We start from the raw sequence: 17,357 nt of genomic DNA on the forward strand, positions 1-17,357 counted from the left end.
GCGCAGGCGTACCGCGCGCGGTGCACCCCAGGCAAGCACACGGCTGTTCTATCCTCACCGACGTGAGGGCGTGGACGGCGGTGGGGATCGCGCTGGCGACGGCGTGTGGGAACGACGCTCCCCGGCTGCCCGAGATCGCGGCCCCGCCGATCGAGCGGGTGGTGGAGGACCCGAGCGATGCGCCGCTCGCGGGGCTGAGCGCGGAGGAGCTCGCGCGCTTCGACGAGGGCGATGCGCGCTTCGAGCTGCCGTTCCGCGAGGCGCAGGGGCTGGGGCCGCTCTACGTGCACCGCGCCTGCACGAGCTGTCACGAGGACGACGCGCGAGGGCCGGGCGCGGTGCGGCGGATCGTGCGGCGCGGAGAGGATGCGCCGGCGCTGCCGTGGGGCGACGTGGTGCGGCCTCGGACGACCGCGGGGGCGACGATCGCGGTGATCGCGCCGGTGCATCCGTCGATCGGCGAGGTGGTGCGGCTGGCCCCGGCGGTGTTCGCGCGCGGGCTGATCGAGGCGATCCCCGATGCGGCGATCGAAGCCAACGAGCGCGCGCAGCGCGGTGTGATCAGCGGGCGGGTGGCGCGGCTCGCCGACGGGCGCATCGGGCGGTTCGGGCACAAGGCGCGCACCGCGACGCTCGACGAGTTCGTGGCGGACGCGCTGCTCGGCGACATGGGGCTCACGTCGCCGATGCGCCCCGAGGAGCTGCCGGGGCCCGAGGGGATTCGCGACGATGCGAAGCCGGGCGTCGACGTCAGCGACGAGGAGATCGCGCTGCTCGCGGACTACGTGCGGCTGCTCGCGATGCCGCGACGCGAGGCGCGCGATGCGCGGGTGTTCGAGGCGGTCGGATGCGCGACCTGCCACGTGCCGAGCACGCGCACCCGCGACGATCACGAGGTGCCCGCGCTGCGCGCCGTGGACGCGGCGATCTACAGCGATCTCTTGCTGCACGACATGGGCGACGCGCTCGCGGACGGGATCGCAGAGGGCGCAGCGAGCGGGCGCGAGTGGAGGACCGCACCGCTCGTCGGAGTGCGTCACCTGCGCGGGCTCATGCACGACGGACGAGCACGCACGGTGCGCGAGGCGATCGACGCGCATGCCTCCGAGGGCTCGGAAGCGAACGCGGTGGTGGAGAGATTTCGCGCGCTGGGTGAGGACGAGCAGCTCGCGCTGATCGCATTCGTCGAGGCGCTTTGACCTCGTGATACCGTCGGGCGCGATGAAGCGGCGGGAGCTCGTCGTGGCGCTCTTCGTGCTCGGTGCGGCGCGCTCCGTCGGCGCACAAGCGCGTCCGACCGCGGCGGAGCTCGCGGCGCGCGTCGATGCGTTCTACGGGCGCACCCGCACGATCCGCGCGCGCTTCACGCAGTTCTTCTTCGCACGCGCGTACGGCAGGACGAGCACCTCGCGCGGCAGCATCGTGATCGAGCGTCCCGGGCGCGTGCGCTTCGACTACGACCCGCCGAACGGGAAGATCTTCGTCGCCGAGGGCGAGCGCTGGCTGATGTACGAGCCGTTCGACGGCGGTCCCGGTCAGTTCTCGCGCGGCACTTCGAGCGCGCTGGTCGCGGCGCTGGGGATCCTCAGCGGCGCGATCGCGCTCGATGCATACCGCGCGTCGGTGGGCGATCGTTCGCCCGGCGCGCCCGCCGACACCGACGTGCTCGAGCTCGTTCCCCTGCAGCGCGATCCGCACCATCGATGCGTGCGTCTCCACGTCGACCCGCGTGGTGCGGTGCGGCGCGTCGGCCTGCTCGATCACGAGGGCAACTGGAACACCTTCGCGCTCGACGCGCTCGTGTTCGACGAGCCGATCGATCCGAGCACGTTCACCTTCACGCCGCCCGCCGGGGCGCGCGAGATCTGATGCGCGGGGCGTGGCTCGGGCTCCTGCTCGTCGCGTGCGGGGCGCGTGAGGAACCGCCGATCATCGCGCCCGACGAGCAGGCGACGCGCGCGGTGAAGTCGTACGTCGACGCCGAGGTCGCGGAGCTCGCGCGCGCCTGCGACGCGCTCTGCGCCGCCGCGCCCGCGCCCGATTCCGATGGATGGTCGATCGAGCGGGATCGCGACGCGGTCGAGCGCATGCGCACCGAGTGGCGCCGCGCCCGTCGGGCCTACGAGCACGTCGAGGGCGCGATCGCGATCCTGTTCCCCGACACCGACGCGTCGGTCGACGGACGTTACGAGCACGAGGTCGAGCTGCGCCGCGACGACACGCCCTTCGACGCGAACGGCTTCGTCGGCATGCACGCGATCGAGCGCGTCCTGTGGGCCGACGCGATCCCCGCGCCCACCGAGCGCTTCGAGCGTGCGCTCGCGAGCTACACGCCGCCGAGAACGCCGTCGAGCGAGGCCGAGGCGCGCGCGTTCCGCGACGAGCTGTGTGCGCGTCTGACCGGCGACGTGCGCGCGATGGAGCGCGCGCTCGGGCCGCTCGCGCTCGATCCCGCGACCGCGTGGCGCGGCATCGTGGGCTCGATCGAGGAGCAAGCGGAGAAGGTGCGGCTCGGCACGACCGGCGAGGACGAGTCGCGATATGCGCAGCACACGCTCGCGGACATGCGGGCGAACCTCGAGGGCGGGCGCGCGGTGCTCGACGCGTTCGCGCCGATGCTGGCAGCGACGCCCGATGCGGCGCGCGAGCGCGACGCGATCGATCGCGAGCTGCGCGCGCTCGAGCGGGTCTACGCGGAGAGCGGCGACGACGCGCTGCCGCCCGTGCCTCGGGAATTCGATCCCGACGCGCCGAGCGAGCGCACGCCCTACGGCCGGCTCTTCGTGCTGCTCGCGAGCGCGAGCGATCCCCGCGCCGAGAGCTCGCTCGCCGCACGTCTCCGACACGCCGGTGAGGCGATGGGGATCGCGCCGATCGCGCGGTGAACGATCATGCGCTCCGCCATCGCATCGCTCGTCGTCGTCGTGATCGCGGGCGCGCTCACCGGCGCGCTCGTGATCGCGGCGAGCGCGATCGAGCTCCCCGAGGTCGCGAGCGCGCCCTCCGATGCCGGCGTCGCAGCCGACTCCGGTGCCGGTCCGTTCGTCGCATTCGCTCGCGATTTCGCGGGGTTCCGGCGCTGGGAGCGCCACGCGGTCGAGGGCGCGATGATCCCGATCGGCGCGCCCGAGGGACCGACCTACGTCTACGCGAGCCGACGCGCGCCCGAGGGCGCGCACCGCTGGCCGGTGGGCACGATCCTGGTGAAGTCGATCGAGGTCGGCCCGCCGAGCGCGTGGACGATCCACGCGATGGTGAAGCGCGGCGTGCCCTACAACCGCGACGGCACGATCGGCTGGGAGTTCTTCGAGCTGCGCTTCCCCGAGGGCGAAGAGGACGCGCCGGTGATCGTGTGGCGCGGCCCCGGCCCTCCGAGCGGTCACGGCTACGCGGCGATGCACCGCGACGCGGGCACCGAGCCGATCGCGCTCGTGTGCAACGACTGCCACGCCGCGGCATGGCAGAGCGACGGCGCGATCACGCCCGCGCTCTCGCTCCGCTGATCACGAGAACGCCGATGCCGCGCGGCGCACGCGCTCCGCGCCCTCGGGGTGCAGGCCGCGGAGGATCGAGAGGAACACCGGGTGCGACATGCCCGAGCCGAGGTACGTCCAGCGGTTCGCGGCGCGCTGCACCACGTGCACTTCCTCGCGCTGATCGGGCGCGAGCCGCGCGCCGCGCGCCCGCTCCAGCGCGTCGAGATCGAGCTCGACCTGCTTCGCGAGCAGCCCGTCGAGCGCGCCGCCGATCTCGAGGTACTCGTCGATGCTCGCGCCGACGTCGCGCGCGTCGAGCTCCGCGGCGAGCTCGCGCGTGATCAGCGTGTCGAGCTGCGCGTGTTGTGCTTCCTCGATCCAGTGGCTCTTGAGGAGCCGCGCGAACTGCGGCTCGAGCGCGGCGTCGCCGTGGATCGACTCGGCGTAGTGGCGCTGGGTCATCCACTCGATGTGCAGGATCGTGATCGCGACCGCGAGCGGGCCGTGCGAGAGCACCTCGCGCGCGACGTCGGCGGGCGGGCCGATCACCTCGCACTCGAGGCCCGAGCTGCGCGCGAAGTGATCGCGGAACCGCTTGAAGAGGTGGATGTGCTTCGCCTCCTCTTCGACGAAGTGCAGGAGCGCGCGGGTGCGCACGTCGTCGCCCGCGAGCTGCGAGCGCGCGTGGTCGAGCACGAAGGGCAGGATGAACTCCTCGACCAGCCCGAAGATGCACAGGTACGCATGCCCGCGGATCTGGTTGAGCAGCAAGCGATCGCGCGGCGCGAGCGATCCGAGGCCCGCGGTGCGCGCGAGCGACTCGGGCAGGAACGGTCGCCGGAGATCGAAGGGCACGTCCTCGTGGAGGATCTCTTCGAGGGTCCAGCGCGTGCGCTGCGACGCGTCGAGCGCGTCCTGGTAGGTGAAGACGGGACCGGTGCTCATCGGGGCTCCTTCCGCCCGAGTGACGTCGGGCTGCCTCGATGTGCCGCGGGTGCGTTGGCGCCGGCGTGGGAGCGCGCGTGGAATCACCCGATGCGGCGCGCGGTCCACACCCGCAGGTAGGGCACGCCCGCGAGATCGTTCGCCTCGCGCACCGACTCCGCGTCGGGCGCGTCGTACTCGCAGATCATGCGGCGCCCGTCGTTCGACACGATCGTGCGCACGTGGGTGACGTTGCGGAGCTCGTAACAGAGCGCGTTGCGGCGCGCTCTCTCGACGAGCTCCTCCAGGTCGACCGGGACGTCGAACTCGCGCTCGACGATCACGCGCTCCACGAGGCACCTCCATGCTCCAGCGCTCGTGCTGCGGCGCGACGCGCCCGCTCCGAGACGACGCGCGAGGTCGCGTCGCGCAGCGCGGCGAGCGCGTCGGAGTCGCCGGCGCGGACGAGCGCCGCGAGCGCTCCGGTGATCTCGCTCGGGGCATCGATGCGGCGCGCGAAGTCGAGCGCGGTGAGGGCGTGACGGCGCGCAGCATCGAGCTCGTTGCGATCGAGCTCGACCTCGGCGGCGCGCACCAGCACGTAGGCGCAGCGTCGCTTGCTGTCCGCGGCGATCAGCGCGGTGATCGCCTCGTCCAGCGCGCGCTCGTGGCCGCGCTCCAGCGCGTGATCGATCAGCGCGCGGAGCGCGCGTGCATGGGGGCGCTCGCTTCCTTCGCGGGTGCGCTCGCCGAGCGCGATCAGACGCTCGACGCGGCCGCGTGCTCGGTCGAGCGCGCCGCGCTGCAGATCGACGTCGATCTCGCGCTCGAGCGCGACGAATTCCTGGAGGCGATCTCCGTCGCGCCGCGCGATCCCGAGCGCGCGCTCGAGGTGCTCCTCCGCGGCGTCGAGATCGCCCTTGTGCGCGCGGAGCATCGCGCGGGTGAGCGAGACCGCGAACGACTCGACGTGCTCGCGCGCCGCGATCGCCTCGGCCTCGAGGATCAGCGCTTCCGCGCGCGGCAGGTCGCGCTCGATCGACACCAGACAATGCGCGGCGTCGCCGAACCCGAGCACGCGCTCGCGCGCGCTGCCGAGCCGCGAGGTGGCCTCGATCGCGTGCGAGAGGCTGCGCACGTCGCGCGCTTCGCCGTCCTCCCACTCGAGGAACGCGCGCAGGTAGAAGCCGATCCGCGCGTGATCGGTCGCGCCGAGATCGAGCGCGCGCTCGGTGAGCTCGGCGAGCCTCGCCATCGCCTCGCCGCGATCCTCGGGGCGACGCGCGCGAAGCGCGAGGTGGAGCAGATCGATCGCGCGGGTGGTGCGCTCGGGATCGGCGAGCTTGTCGACGTACGAGAGGCCGCGCCGCGCGAGCGCGAACGCATCGGCCGCGGCGTAGAGCCGCATCGATCGCTCGCCCGCGTCGCGACAGGCGCGCGCCGCGAGCGCGAAGTCGCCCGCGAGCGCGGCGTGGTGCGCGATCGTCGACACCGCCGAGCCGTCGACGTCGGGCCGCGCCGCGACGAGCCGTGCGACCTTGCCGTGCATGAGGCGGCGGCGCGGCTCGGAGAGCGCGTCGTACACCGCGCGCCGAACGATCTCGTGCGCGAACCGGTACGCCGGCGCGCGCTCGATCTCGGCACCGAGCGGGACGATCCAACCGTGGCGCTCGAGCTCCTCGATGGTGCTCACGAGCGCGTCCTCGGACACCGCGAGCGCGCCCTCGAGCATCGGCAGATCGAAGCTCGCGCCGAGCACTGCGGCCCAGCGCAGCGCGTCGCCGGTGTCCGCGGGGAGCGCATCGAGTCGATCGCGCACCACCCGCGTGATCGAGCGCGGCACGGCGCTGGAGGTGCGCGGCGCGCGCGCGAGCTCGAGCGCGAAGAGCGGGTTGCCGCCGCTCTGCTCGTAGAGATCGTCGAGGTCCGAGCCCACGAGCTGCGCGGTCTCCTCGCGGTCGAGCGGCGCGAGCGCGAGCTCGTGCACGAGATCGGCCTGGCGCAGCGCGCGCAGCACCCGCGAGACGAACGGGTTGTCGCCGAGCTCGCCCTCGCGCGCCGTGAGCAGCAGCCTCACGCCGCGCTGCACCACGTGGTGCGCGAGCGCGATCGAGGACTCGTCGAGCCAGTGCACGTCCTCGAGCACGACCCACGGCGAGTCCTTCGAGGCGAGCGCCTCCGACGCCGCGTGGAACAGACGCTCGCGCCCCTGCGCCGACGTTTCCTCGGGCGCGACCGCGGGCGTGAGCAGCGGCGCGAGCGTGGTCGCGATCGCGGCGTCGAGCCCGGTCGCGTCGAGGGCGCGGAACGCGTCGATCCACGCGCCGAAAGGCCAGCCCGGATGCACCTCGAGCGCGCGTCCCTCGAGCACCGTCGCGCCGCGATCGCGCAGCGCGCGCACCAGCTCCGCGCAGAGCCGCGACTTGCCGATCCCCGGCTCGCCGGTGATGACGACGACCGGCGGCGCGCCCGCGTCGATCGCCGCACGCACTGCGTCGAGCTCGGCGCGCCGACCGATCAGCGGCGCGAGCGCTTCGCCGGCACGATCCCGCGGCGACGACGACACGCGGGCATCGGGCGCGGGCAGCGCGGGCGCACCGAGCAGGCGGCGATCGGTGCGCGATTGCGCCTCGGCCTCGCGGTAGCGCCCGCTCGCGTGCAGCAGCTCCTGCAGGCGAGCCCGCGCCGCGGCGTCGGTGGGATCGAGCTGCACGAGATCGCGCGCGTAGGGCAGCGCGCGCTGCGGGTTGCTCCGCGCGCGCTCGAGCAGCGTCGTCAGGATGCGCACCCGCAGCCTTCGCACCTCGTGGCGCTCGGCGACGCACCACGCGTGGAACACCGGGAAATCCTCGAGATCGAGGCCCTCGAGCAGCTCGCCGCCGAAGCGCTCGAGCGCGCGCTCGAGCACCGGTGTCGCCACGGCCTCGACGTCGCTCCCGACCATCGCGCGCACCTCGAGCACGTCGATGTGCACGTCGGCGAGATCGAGCGAGACGTGCTCGCGATCGGCGCGCAGCCGCTCTCGCCCTTCGGAGTCGACCACGTCGCGCAGCTTGGTGAGGCTCCACCGCAGCGCGGCACGGCGATCGTCGGTGACGTCCCAGAGCAGATCGCTCAGCCGATCGCGGCGGTGCTCGCGCCCGGTGAGCGCGAGGTACGCGAGCAGCGCGCGCGTCTTCTTCGAGGGCGGCAGCGGGACCCGCGTCCCGTCGACGCTCGCGTCGATCTCGCCGAGCAGTCGCAGGTGCAGGCCGGGAGAGAGAGCCACGCGCGCCTCCGTGGAAGGAGCGTGTGCAAGGGCGCGGCCCGGCGCGCAACGAGGCACGCCGGGCCGCGTCGCGGATCACTCCACGACGAGCGCCGACTCCATCCGGATCGGCGTCGTGAGGTGGAAGCGGTTCGGCGAGCGCGCCTTCACCTCGTCGTGGATCTCGCGCAGCGCATCGGCGCTCGCGCCCGGCGCGCTCACGCGGATCGTGTAGTGGAACACCGTCGCGCCGGGAGGCAGCGAGGGGTCGAGCCCGAACGCGCCGCGCAGATCGAACGAGCACGCGGTGTCGATCCGGAGCGACGCGATGCGGATGCCGCGCTGGGTCGCGCCCGCGACGAAGCCGACCATCATGCAGGAGCCGAGCGCCGCGAGGATGAGGTCCTGGGGGTTCGGCGCGCTGTCGCCGCCGAGGATCTCGAGCGGCTCGTCGGTCACGAGGCGATGGCGCCGCGTCACGGTGTTGCCGCCGATGTCGTAGTCGGCGATCTCGGTCACGGTGCGGAACGCGCCACGCCACGAGGTCGAGGCGCGGAACGTCACGGGCGCCAGCGTGGGATCGCTCGCGAGCGCGGCGCCCGCGGTGGCGAGCGCCTGCAGATCGATGCCGTTGAGGGTGGTGGGCTGCGCGGGAACCTGCTGAGCGTGATCCATCTCGGTCTCCTCGTTTCGCCCGATTCGGGCGGGACGAGACCGGTGTGCGGGGCCCGCGTTGGAGCGGGCGTGGAAGCCCGCGTGGAATCAACGACTGCTGTACCGTCGAAGCGCGCTTCCGTCCGGGACCTGCGGGACGAGCACTCCGGGAAGGACTCAACGACGGCGGCGCGCCGCGAGCACGATCGCGAGCGCGATCACCAGCGCCATCACGCCGCCGGTGCCGCGATGACCGCCGCCCGCGACACGACAGCATCCGCCGTCGGTCGTGCCGCGCGGCCCGCGCCCGCCCGCGTCCATGCCCTGGCCGCCCGCGTCCTGCGGGCCCGAGGCGACGCAGGTGCCCTCGTTGCACACGAAGCCCGGCGCGCAGGTGATCCCCGCACACGGATCGGGCATGCACACGCCGTTGCGGCAGCGCTCGCCGTCGCCGCACGTCACGCCGTCGCACGCGTCGACGCACTCGCCCGCGCGGCACACGCGCCCGCCCGGGCAGGTGACCGACGCGCAGCGATCCACCACGCACGAGCCCGCGTCGCAGCGCTGCCCGAGCGGGCACGTCACTCCGTCGCACGCGTCGACGCACGCGCCGGCGACGCACACTTCCGTCGCGGCGCAGGTCGCGGTCTCGCACCCGGGATCGACGCACTCACCGCGCGTCGGCGACTCGGGGCGCGCATCGCAGGCGCGACCGGCGCCGCAGAGCGGGGTCGAGATCTCGTCGCAGGTGCACGCCGGACCGCAGAGCGTCAGCGCGCCCGGCGTGCCCGCGATGCAGGTCTGGTTCGCGGGGCACACGACGCCGTCGCAGGGATCGATGCACGCGCCGCCGGTGCACAGCTCACCGCGCGGGCACACGACTCCGTCGCAGGGCGCGCGGCACTCGCCGCCGCGGCAGATCGTCCCCGCGGGGCAGGGCTCGGTGCGCGCCGCGCACGCGCTCTCCATGCAGAGCCCGCTCGCGGTGCAGGTGAAGCCCGCGCCGCAGCCGCCCTCGAAGCACGTCGTCACGCAGAGCCCGCTCGCGCTCTCGCAGCGAGTGCCCGAGGGGCACTCCGCCATCGGCATGCAGTCGAGATCGCGCGTCGCGTCGCAGGGCTCGAACGCGCCGGGGTGCACGGCGGGATCGCTATCGTCGCAGTCACTTCCGCCACAGCTCGCGGCGCGGTGTCCGTCGCCGTCGGCGTCGATGCAGATCGCGGTGTCGTCCTCGTTGAGGCCCGCGACCGCGTCGAGCTCGTCCTCGTTGCTGTGGTAGACGCACTCGGGCCCGGGATTGCCGTAGTTGCCCGCGACGATCGACGCGTAGCGGAACGAGAGCCCGCACGGCAGCGCCCACACGGTGACCAGCGCGTCCGAGACCGCCTCGCCCGCGCTGCTGTCGCGCAGCCACGTGCCGAGATCCGGCCGCCCCGCCTCCGACGCGCCCAGCGCGGTCGGGTTGCGGGTCCAGCCCTGCTCGAACGCGCGGATCAGGCGCGCCGGGTTCCAGTGCATCGGGTTCGGCGCGCCGGGCGACGCGGTCACCGTCGCGTTGGGATCGTTCGAGAGATAGACGCTGTACTCGAACGCCTCGCAGGGCAGCGGCGGGTGATCGGTGATCGGGAAGAGCACCACGCGGTTGGCCTCGCCGCCGAGGTCGTAGATGCGCCCGCGCGAGGGCTCGTAGAAGCCGGGCTCTCCGTCGTTGACGAAGGTCACGCCGTCGTCGCGCGTGCGGTAGACCTGGGTCCAGTACCAGTCGAGCGAGTTCGCGTAGGGCGCGCGATCGGTGCCGAGCGCGGGCACGCCGGTCTCGGTGCAGGTGTAGCCCTCGAGGATCGTCGGTCGGTCGCTCACGCCGTAGCAGCCGTTCGCACCGCGCACGTAGGTCGCGAAGCGGAGCTGCGGACCGTAGAGCCCGTCGCGCGTGGTGAAGACGTCGTTCACCACGCCGTCGGGACGCGCGGTGCGGAGCACGTTGCGGCACGCATCGCCGGTCGCGTCGACGCACGTCGCCTGCGCGTGCACGCGAGCGGGTGGAGCGAGGAGCGCGATCAGACAAGCGAAGACGGCGTAGATGAAGCTCGTGGTGCGCACGCGACGAGTCTATCGGTGAGCGTCCTGCGCTTGAAGGACGCCCCCGATGGATTTCCTCACTCCAGCACGAGCGGCGGCGCCAGGCCCCAGGTCGTGTCGTCGGCGGTCCGCAGCAGCACCGCACCGGCGGTGAAGCGCCCGCGCGCGCTCTCGACCAGCGGCACCCGCACCACGTAGCGCCCGGCGCGGAGGCGCTCCCAGCGCAGCGCGAGCCCCGCCGCGTCGCGCACCATCCGCGGCACTTCGGGACCTCCGTCGACCTCGGCGCCCCACCAGGTGAAGCGACGTCCGCTCGCGCTCACGCCGAGCGTCGCGCCCCCGGCGCGTGCTCCGAGCTCGAGGCCCGCGGGCAGCGGGACCGAGATCGCGACCTCGCGCGCATCGCGCCGCAGCGTCAGCTCGACCTCCACGAAGCGCGCGCCGCGCTCGCTCACGAAGCGTCGCTCGATCGGCACGCTCCCGCGCCCTGCCCGCGCGGCGTCCACGTCGACGACCCCGTCGACCGACGCGATCACGAAGCGCCCGCGCCCGCCCTCGAAGCGCAGCACGATCGGCTCGTCGCCGGCGGGCACCACCACGCTCGCGTCGCCGCGCACCCGGGCGAGACGTCGCTCGCCTTGCATCACCGTCGCGACCACTTCTTCGGCGCGCCCGTCCTCGAGGCGCGCGATCAGCGCGAGCACGTCGGCGTCGGCGTCGCCCCACGTCCAGGCGCCGACGTCGGCGGGACGCTCCGCGATGCGCATCGCGATGCGCGCCGCTCGCTCGCGTGCGCCGGGACGACCGCTCTCGATCAGCGCCTCCGCTGCGCGCGCCATCGTCGCGCGCTCGCCCCGGCGCGCCATGCAGAGGAACCACGCGAGACACGTCGAGCTCGCTCCGCGCGACGAGAGCATCGCGTCGATCACCGGCTCGAGCCGCGCCCCGTAGGGCGAGGCCGAGTCCCCCGACGCGCGCGCCGCGCGCACCGCCCACACCAGCGCGTCGGCATCGTCGAGCGCGGCATCGCTCAACAAGCGCCGCGCGCGATCACGATCCCCCGCCCGCGCCAGGGCCGCCGCGACCGCCGACGCCTCGCGCGCGTCGATCTCGCCCGCGTCCATCCGCACGCGCAGCGCGTCCGCGGCCCGCACCCAGCCCGCACGAAGCGACGCGTCGTCGCGCCACGGCGCGAGCCCCCAGACCAGCTCCGCGGTCATCACGTCGTCGCGCTCGATCCCCGCCCACCACGAGAGCGATCCGTCGCCGCCCGCGTCCGCCTCCGCGCTCGCGATGAGCGCCGCGGCCTCACCGCGCACCGAGCGCTCCACCGCCTCGTCCTCGCTCGCCCGCGCGAGCGCGAGCAGCGCGCCCAGCCGATCGGCGCGCAGCACCGGGACCTGCCACTGCGGCGCGTGCAGCACCTCGAGGCGCTCCTGCACCATCGCCGCGACGTCGCTCCCCACGCGCACCCGCAGCACCGCGTCGCGCACCCGCGGCGGCACCGGGAGCATCACGTCGGTCGCGCCGGGCCCGATCACCGCGCGCATCGCGACCGGCTGCGACGTCGCGCTGGGTGCGACCTCGACGTCGACGCGCACCTCGTCGTCGGCGCCGCTCGCCATCGCCGCGCGCACCGTCAGCGACGAGCGTCCCTCACGCACCCCGCGCACCCGCAGCGGCAGCGAGCCGTGCCCGCGCGCGTCGATCGCCACCGCGCGCGCCTCGCCATCGATCGCGATCGCCTCGCCGCTCGCGATCGCGAGCTCCACGGTGCCGCCCGCGGCGCTCGGCGCGAGCACGTCGATGCGCAGCTCGCTCTCGTCGCCCACCGCGAGCCGCCGCGGGGCCTGCACCGTCGCGACCACCGGCCGCGTGGTGTGCACCACCGCATTCGCCGACGCGCCGCCGCCGTCCTCGGCGATCGCCAGCGCCTCGATGCGCCACCGCCCCGGATGCGCGGGCAGCGGCACCTCGATCACCTCGCGTCCGTCGGCGCCCAGCGCGAGGCGCCCCAGGAAGAACAGCGTGCCCTCGAGACGCTCCTCGCGCGCCCCGCCCCGCGTCCCGAGCCCGCCCGCGCCCCCGCCATAGCCACTGCCGCTCCCCGAGCCCACGATGCCCATCCCGGTGCCGCCGCCGCAATCGAAGTGCAGCACCCCGTCTTGCACGTAGGGCTCGCCCAGCGCCTCCTCGCCATCGAGCTGCACGCTCGCGAGCTCGTGGGTGCGCATCGCGATCAGATCCCAGGGAAGCTGCTGCGCCCGCACGCTCACCGGCTCGTGCCGCGCGTTCGCCGCCTCGCACACCTCGGCGCCCCGCAGCCCCGCCGCCTGCGCCAGCGCCTGCACCACGTCGCGCAGCGAGCCCGAGCGCTCCATCGCGACCAGCGCGCCGCCGAACCCCCAGCCGTGGCGGAAGCTCGCGCGCTCCACGCGGGTGCCGTTCCACTCCATCCACGCGTCGACGTGGCGTCCTTCCTCCGCGCCGTACACGACCGGCGCGCTCCCGTCGCCCGCGCTCGCGGGACGCCCCGCGATCCGGAAGTAGTCGTCGGGCGCGGGATGCCGCTCGTCCCCGAGCTCCCACCACCCCGCGTCGGCCATCCACACCGACACCACCGCATCGCGCGGCGCGTTCTCGCGATCGCGCGCCTCGATCGTCACCCGCGCCCGCTCGCCCTCGGCGTAGCTGCGCCGCTCGGTGGTCGCGCTCATCGCGAAGCGGCGGCTGGTGCGCACCTCGACGGTCGCGCTCGCGCTCTTCACCTCGGGGCCCCGCACCTCGGTCGCGACGACCGTCGCCATCCCGCGCGCCTCGCGCGGCACCTCGAGCGTCACCCGCGAGGCTCCACGCACCAGCCGGCTCGCGTGCACGCTGCCCTGCTCGAGCGTCACCCACGCCGTCGCGCCGGCGCGCATCCGAACGTCGACCTCGAGCGTCCCGCCCGGCTCCACCACCTCGGCGCGCGGCTGCACCGCGAGCTCCCCGCGGGTGCCGAGCTGCGCGGGGCCAGGCCGATCGCGCATCACCAGCGACGCCACGCTCTCACCGCGTCGCGCCTCGATCCACCACGGCCCCGCGCCCTGCAGCTCCACGTCGAGCGCCGCCCAGCCGTCGTCGCCGGCGTGCACGTCCCACCGCGCGCGCTCGGGCCCCCGTCCGTTCCCGTCGCTGCCGTGCAAGCTCACGACGATCGCGCCCGGCCGCGCGTTCCCCGCGAGATCGCTGGCGCGCACCCGCACCGGCACCCGCGCGTTCTGCTGCCCGTGCGAGCGATCGCTCGTCAGCTCCACGATCTCGGCGCGCCGCCCGGTCCACAGCTCGGCGTGTGCGGTCTGCACCCGACCGGGCTGCGCGAGCGTCGCCTCGAGCGAGATGCGCGCGAGCACCTCGTCGCGCCGCGGCATGACGAACGAGAAGCGCGCCGGGTGTCGCGGTCCGATCTCGCTCGACATCGTGCCCACCGGGGTCCGCAACGAGACCTGCGCGACCCGCGGCCACCCACCCTCGTCGTCCGCGACCTCCACCTCGACGCGCTCGCCCGGCGCCGCGTACGCGCGATCGAGGCGCACCGTCAGCGCGCGCTCGGGGAGCCGGCGCTGATCGATCGTCACGTCGCGCACCGACTCGTGCCCGCGCACCCGCGCCCGCAGGATCCCGTCGGCCGGCGCGATCAGCTCCGCGACGAAGTCGCCGTTCGCATCGCTGCGCACCGCGACGTCGCCCGGCGCCAGCACGAGCGGCTCGTCGCCGAGCGCGCGCTCCTCGCCGCGACCGTCGCACCCCCGCACGTGACCGCGCACGTGGATCACGTCGCCCGCCCGGAACACCGGGCGCCCGGTGCCGAGGAACACCCGCGGATCACAGGCCGCCATCCGCGCGTGCGCGACGTCGGCCCAGGTCACGTCCTCGCCCTCGCGCGCCACGAAGCGCAGCCGCTCGCGCTCCGACGCCCGCAACCGCAGCGCGCCCTGCGCGTCGGTCACGCCCGCCGCGATCACGCTCCCGCCCTCGCGCGCCTCCACCGGCACGTTCGCGCGCGGCGCGCCGTCGCCGCCGAGCACCCGCACCTCGTCGTGGAGATCGCCGCGCCGCACCAGCAGCACGTCGCGTCCGACCGAGACCAGCGTCGAGCCCGCCCACGCGCCGCGGGTGACGCGCACCAGATAGAGGCCCTCGGGCAAGCGCCCCAGCGCGATGCTCCCGGTCGCCCACGCGCCGGCGTGCACGCCGTAGGTCTCGACGTCGCTCTCCTCGCCCTCGTAGCTGTCGTAGACCGCGCTCTCGCCCCCGTGCGACACCCGGCCGCGCCCTCGTCGCACCCGCAGCGGCTCGTCGCGCTGCGCGATCAACGTCAGCGCGCTCCCCCGCCGCGGCAGCGGGCCCGCCTGGGCCATCAGCGCCTCCGACTCCCGACCGAGCGCGGTGGGCGCGACCGAGATCCCCTGGCGCGACGGAGCCGCCGCGAGCAGCGCCATCGGATCGTGCACCCGCAGCACGGCGATCCCGACCGTGCCCTCCTCGGCGAGATCGACGTCCACCGCCGCGATCTCGCTCGGCAGGAACCGCCGCGGCGCCTCGACCAACAAGAACGGCCGGTTGGGCAGCGGGATCGGCAGCGGCGTGCTCAGGTCGACGCCCCGCGCGGGCGCGCCGGTCCCCAGTGCGATCACGACCATCACCCCGAGCGCGCTCCACCGCTTCATGCGCATCACTCCCGCCCCGCGCGCGCCGCGCGGATCAGCGCCTCGTCGATCTCGATCTCGCCCAGCGTCGCGAGGTGCCCGGTGCGATCGACCCGCCGATCGAAGCGCCACCGCCGCTCGTGGGGCGTGCCCGGGAAGAGGATCGCCTCGACGTGCACCGCGGTCTGCGGCGCCCCGGGGAGCGCCCAGCGATCGAGCCGCGCCGCGACCCGATCGCGCTCGCGCATCCGCATCACCCGCAGCGCGCCCACCGCGTTCGTCAGCGCGAGCTCCGCGGCATCGAGCTCGCCGATCAGCTGCTCGTAGTCGCCGCTCCAGTGCTGGTCCTCGTCGCCGAACCCGCCCCAGTAGTGGACCTTGATGCGATAGGTCCCCGCCTCGACCTCGGGCGCGACGAACCCCTGCGATCCCAAGCCGATCGCGCTGGTCGAGAAGTCGAGCAAGCGCCCGCCGCGCTCGGTCGAGCGATGGTCCCACTTGCACGTCTCGCCGCCCGGCTCGCGGACCCAGAGGTCGATGATCTCGCCGGTCGCCTCCCACGTCGCGAGCACGAGCAGCTCGGTGGTCTCGCCGCGCACGAACCACGTCACCGCGTCGCGCGCGACCTCGTCGCCGCGCTGCACCGTGATGCCCACCCGGTTCACCCCGGTCGCGACCACGAGCTGCTGCGAGATGCGCCCGTGCTCGATCGGCACCGAGTAGCTCGCGCCGTGGATCGTCAGCGTCGCGGTGCGCAGCGTCGGGTCCGACACCACCGCCTCGAGCGACGCGACGTTCCCGTGCACGTCGGCGACGCCCGGTGTGGGGCTCTCGATCGACACCGTCAGCGGCGCCTGCGCGAGCGCGGGGGATGGAAAGGCGAGGGCGGCCGCGAGGACCGCGCCGAGAGGGGCGAGCGCCGTACGCACGTCGGCCTCCGACAGCGCTCCGTCGCGAGAGTTCCTCGCGCGCACCCGCGTCCCAGACGGTGCTACGGTCCGGCTCCCGTGTCGTCGACCGACCCGCGAGTCCAGGCGCTCCGCGCCGCGCCGCCGCTCGCCATCCTCGCCGCGCTCGCGGCCGTCGTCGATCTCGCGATCAACCGCGTCGCGGTGCGTGCCGCCGCGGAGACGGTCGAGGCGCCGGTCCTGCTCGAGTGGATGCGCATCGGCGCGCTGCCGCGGAACCTCGCAGGGGTCGCGGGGCTCTTCGCGCTCCTCTCGGCGCTCGTCACCTACCTGCGCATGCCGGGCTTCGCGCCGCTCTACGTGCGCCTCCCGGTCGCCGGCTTCGCCGGCATCCTCATGCCGAGCCTGACGATCGCGCTCGCGCTGCCGCGAGAGCGGCTGACACCGCTGATCGTGCTGATCGGCATGTTCGCGACGAACGCGTTGATCTCGCTCTTCGGCTCGGCGGGCGCGGGCTATCGGAACCGGGTCCTCAAGGTCGCGCTGATCCTCGCGGTGGCGACCGCGCTCCAGGCGCTGGTGGTGGTCACGATCGCGAGCCTGCGCGCGGTGCTCGGTGGCGGCATCGGCGGACCGATCGCGTACCTGTGCCGTCACGGCGGCGAGCTCACGTGGCTGCTGGTGCCGCTGGTGCTGGTGCCGGCGGCGCTCCCGCGAGGGCGCAGCCCGCGCGCGATCGTGTCGTGGGCCGCGGCGGCGCTGGTCCTGGTGATCGGCCTCGCGCTGGCGGTCGCGGGCCAGGACGCGCTCCCGCCGCACTACAGCACCGTCCTCTACGGCGCGTTCCGCGTGGCGGCGCTCCCCGAGGCCGCGACGATCCTCTACGTCCTCGTCGCGACGATCGGCTTCGCGGCAGCGTTCGCAGGGATGACCTCCGACGACCCGTGGAAGCGCCAGGTCGGCGCCGGCATCGCGTTGTGGATCGCGGGCGGCTATGCCGCGCGCAGCCCGATCCAGCTCCTCGACGCGGTCCTCGCGATCGTCCTCCTCGCGCGCGCCGCGCAGGCCGCGGACCCCGAGGGCCTCCGCCGCGCGGCGCTGCGCTGGCGCGCCCAGCCTGCGCCGCGCGACGCGAGCGCGATCATCGAGCGGGAGGAGCAGGGCGAGACCGAGCCCGAGTCGCCGCCGGAGCCCGAGTCGGCGCCCGCGACCGAGTCCGGGACCGCACCGGCATCCGCAATCCCGCCCGAGCCCGCGACCGAGCCCGAGCCCGCGACCGAGTCCGCGTCGGCACCGACGAGCGCGACCGAATCCGAGTCCGGCAGCGTGTCCCCGCAAGACTCGGAGCGAGCGTCGAAGCCGGCGTCCGAGTCGTGACGCG

General features: G+C 74.5%; 12 protein-coding genes. 5 read left to right on the forward strand and 7 right to left on the reverse strand.

Translation table 11 applies throughout. The features are described 5' to 3' along the window. Positions 1–80: 80 nt before the first annotated feature. From I5071_RS38950 to I5071_RS38965, 4 genes are read left to right on the forward strand one after another with little or no spacing between them, the layout of a single operon-like run. Positions 81–1,199: a di-heme oxidoredictase family protein gene (locus tag I5071_RS38950; protein WP_236518458.1), complete on the forward strand. Its 1,119-nt coding sequence runs from the start codon at positions 81–83 to the stop codon at positions 1,197–1,199. Between the two features lie 22 nt (positions 1,200–1,221). Further along, positions 1,222–1,869 (forward strand): LolA family protein, encoded by a 648-nt coding sequence (locus I5071_RS38955; protein WP_236518459.1) that lies wholly within the window; start codon positions 1,222–1,224, stop codon positions 1,867–1,869. Beyond that, positions 1,869–2,885: an imelysin family protein gene (locus I5071_RS38960; RefSeq protein ID WP_236518460.1), complete on the forward strand. Its 1,017-nt coding sequence runs from the start codon at positions 1,869–1,871 to the stop codon at positions 2,883–2,885. The genes I5071_RS38955 and I5071_RS38960 overlap by 1 nt, the downstream gene beginning before the upstream one ends. A gap of 6 nt (positions 2,886–2,891) precedes the next feature. After that, positions 2,892–3,503 (forward strand): hypothetical protein, encoded by a 612-nt coding sequence (locus I5071_RS38965; RefSeq protein WP_236518461.1) that lies wholly within the window; start codon positions 2,892–2,894, stop codon positions 3,501–3,503. Here the strand turns inward: I5071_RS38965 and I5071_RS38970 are convergent, their stop codons facing one another. The 7 genes from I5071_RS38970 to I5071_RS39000 form a co-directional block, all read right to left on the reverse strand. Beyond that, positions 3,504–4,421 carry a hypothetical protein gene (locus I5071_RS38970; RefSeq protein ID WP_236518462.1) on the reverse strand — a complete coding sequence of 306 codons (918 nt, stop codon included), beginning with the start codon at positions 4,419–4,421 and terminating at the stop codon, positions 3,504–3,506. A gap of 83 nt (positions 4,422–4,504) precedes the next feature. Continuing rightward, positions 4,505–4,753, reverse strand: coding sequence for a nickel-binding protein (locus tag I5071_RS38975; protein ID WP_236518463.1), 249 nt, complete (start codon positions 4,751–4,753; stop codon positions 4,505–4,507). Further along, positions 4,741–7,668 carry an ATP-binding protein gene (locus I5071_RS38980; protein ID WP_236518464.1) on the reverse strand — a complete coding sequence of 976 codons (2,928 nt, stop codon included), beginning with the start codon at positions 7,666–7,668 and terminating at the stop codon, positions 4,741–4,743. Before I5071_RS38980 ends, I5071_RS38975 begins: the two co-directional genes overlap by 13 nt. A gap of 75 nt (positions 7,669–7,743) precedes the next feature. Continuing rightward, positions 7,744–8,322: an OsmC family protein gene (locus I5071_RS38985; RefSeq protein ID WP_236518465.1), complete on the reverse strand. Its 579-nt coding sequence runs from the start codon at positions 8,320–8,322 to the stop codon at positions 7,744–7,746. Between the two features lie 156 nt (positions 8,323–8,478). Continuing rightward, positions 8,479–10,401 (reverse strand): putative metal-binding motif-containing protein, encoded by a 1,923-nt coding sequence (locus I5071_RS38990; RefSeq protein ID WP_236518466.1) that lies wholly within the window; start codon positions 10,399–10,401, stop codon positions 8,479–8,481. Between the two features lie 56 nt (positions 10,402–10,457). Beyond that, positions 10,458–15,089 (reverse strand): alpha-2-macroglobulin family protein, encoded by a 4,632-nt coding sequence (locus I5071_RS38995; RefSeq protein WP_236518467.1) that lies wholly within the window; start codon positions 15,087–15,089, stop codon positions 10,458–10,460. A gap of 5 nt (positions 15,090–15,094) precedes the next feature. Further along, positions 15,095–15,997, reverse strand: coding sequence for a YfaP family protein (locus I5071_RS39000; RefSeq protein ID WP_236518468.1), 903 nt, complete (start codon positions 15,995–15,997; stop codon positions 15,095–15,097). Between the two features lie 78 nt (positions 15,998–16,075). Here I5071_RS39000 and I5071_RS39005 point away from each other — a divergent pair, with 78 nt between their 5' ends. Next, positions 16,076–17,353, forward strand: coding sequence for a hypothetical protein (locus I5071_RS39005; RefSeq protein WP_236518469.1), 1,278 nt, complete (start codon positions 16,076–16,078; stop codon positions 17,351–17,353). The last annotated feature ends 4 nt before the right edge of the window (positions 17,354–17,357 follow it).

The organism is Sandaracinus amylolyticus, assembly GCF_021631985.1.
Taxonomy (GTDB): domain Bacteria; phylum Myxococcota_A; class Polyangia; order Polyangiales; family Sandaracinaceae; genus Sandaracinus; species Sandaracinus amylolyticus_A.